2 protein-coding genes are annotated in these 2,073 nt (G+C 63.0%); both read left to right on the plus strand.

Annotated features, from left to right (window positions below; all coding sequences use genetic code 11):
• Positions 1-1,081, plus strand: a 1,081-nt coding sequence (locus EN969_RS28325; RefSeq protein WP_127419592.1) for a biotin/lipoyl-containing protein, incomplete at its 5' end; no start/stop codon positions are given.
• A 107-nt stretch (positions 1,082-1,188) separates the two neighbouring features.
• Positions 1,189-2,073: PHP domain-containing protein (locus EN969_RS28330; protein WP_127419593.1), on the plus strand; the 885-nt coding region annotated here is incomplete at its 3' end.

Genomic DNA, 2,073 nt, shown 5'->3' on the forward strand with positions numbered 1-2,073 from the left:
GATGATCCGCGTCGCCGCCGGCGAAAAGCTTGGCCTGAAGCAAAGCGACATCGAGCTGAACGGCTGGGCGGTGGAAAGCCGGCTCTATGCCGAAGACCCTTACCGCAATTTCCTGCCTTCGATCGGCCGGCTGACCCGCTACCGGCCGCCGGAGGAAGGACAATTCGGCGATGTCGTCATCCGCAACGACACCGGCGTCACCGAAGGCTCCGAAATCTCGATGTTCTACGATCCGATGCTCGCCAAGCTGTGCACCTGGGCGCCGACGCGTCTGGAAGCCATCGATGCCATGTCGGAAGCGCTCGACAGCTTCGTCGTCGACGGAATCGAGCACAACATTCCGTTCCTGGCTGCCTTGATGCAGCATCAGCGTTGGCGGGAAGGGCGGATATCGACCGCTTTCATATCGGAGGAATATCCCGACGGTTTCGCGCCGGTCGTGCCGAACGACGACGAGAAAGCGGTGCTGGCGTCGATCGCGACCGCAGTGGAACTGCTGCGACGTGATCGGCTTGACCGGCTGGGCGGGCGCCTGGCGCCGCATTCGGGAGCGCTGAAGCGCGACTGGGTCGTGAAGATCGATGATGACTATCTGTCGGCGTCCATCATCGAGGGCATGATTTCCATTCCGATGGAAGTCGATCTGTCGATCGCGGGCGGCAAGGCGCTGACCGTTGCATCCGGCTGGCGGCCGGGCGATCTGGTCTGGCGCGGTACGGTCGGCAAGCGCAAGGTTACGGCTCAGGTCAGGCCGGTCGCCAATGGCTTTCGCATCGCCTGGAAAGGCATGTCGGTGACCGCGCGCGCCATGCTGCCGCGCACCGCCGAACTGGAAAGGCTGATGCCCGAAAAGGTGGCGCCGGACACGTCGAAGCTGCTGCTTTGCCCGATGCCTGGCCTTGTCGTGTCGATTGCCGTTGCCGAAGGCCAGGAGGTCAAGGCAGGCGAGACATTGGCGGTGGTCGAAGCGATGAAGATGGAAAACGTGCTGCGTGCCGAACGCGACCTTGTCGTCTCCAAACTCAACGCCAAGCCTGGCGACAGCCTGGCTGTCGACGCTGTGATCATGGAGTTTGCTTAGGGCTAGCCGGGCAGGCAGCCTGTGATCAGCAGTGGTTTGTGCTGGACTGGCATCGCGCGGTCCCGGACAATACATCTCCATCGACTCAAGGACCTTCACGCAGCACCATGGCCGACGAAAAACTCCCCCGCGATCCCTTGAAGCGAGAAGCGGCGATTGCTGCGGCGCGGCCGGAGGCCCCGGCGCGGCCCTTCGTCCATTTGCTCGTGCATTCGGCCTATTCGCTGCTGGAAGGCGCCTTGCAGATCGGCAAGGTGGTGGCTCATGCGGTCAAGGACGAAGCCCCGGCCATCGCCGTTACCGACACCAACAACCTGTTTGGCGCGCTCGAATTCGCGCAGAAGGCGGTGAAGGACGGCATCCAGCCGATCATCGGCTGCCAGACGGCGCTCGCCTTTTCCGGCGAAAACAGCGATGGCCAGCGCGACCGCCGACGGCAAGGTCCCGATATGCGGCCGGTCGTTCTGCTTGCCGCGACCGAGGCGGGCTATTCCAATCTGGTCAGGCTGGTCAGCCGCGTCTACCTCGAAACGCCGCCGGGCGAAGCCGTGCACCTGACCACGGAAATGATGGAAGGCTATTGTGACGGGTTGATCTGCCTCAGCGGCGGACCGCGCGGACCGATCGGCACCGCGCTCAAGGAAGATCGCCGCGATCTGGCCGAAGCCCGGCTTCTGACTCTCAAGGAGATGTTCGGCGACCGGCTCTATGTCGAGCTTGATCGGGTTTCCGGTTATGATCGCGTGATCGAAAAATCCTCGATCGATCTGGCCTATGCCCATGAACTGCCGCTGGTCGCCACCAACGAGGCGTTCTTTTCCTCTCGCGACGACTATGACGCACATGACGCGCTGATTGCCATTGCCGAGGGATCGGTCGTTGCCGCCGACAACCGCCGCCGGCTGTCGCCCGACAATTTCCTGCGCAGCCAGGCCGATATGGCAAGGCTCTTTGCCGACCTGCCGGAGGCGATCGACAACACTGTCGAGATC

The sequence above is a fragment of the Mesorhizobium sp. M7A.F.Ca.CA.003.01.2.1 genome, from assembly GCF_003998945.1.
GTDB lineage: Bacteria > Pseudomonadota > Alphaproteobacteria > Rhizobiales > Rhizobiaceae > Mesorhizobium > Mesorhizobium ciceri.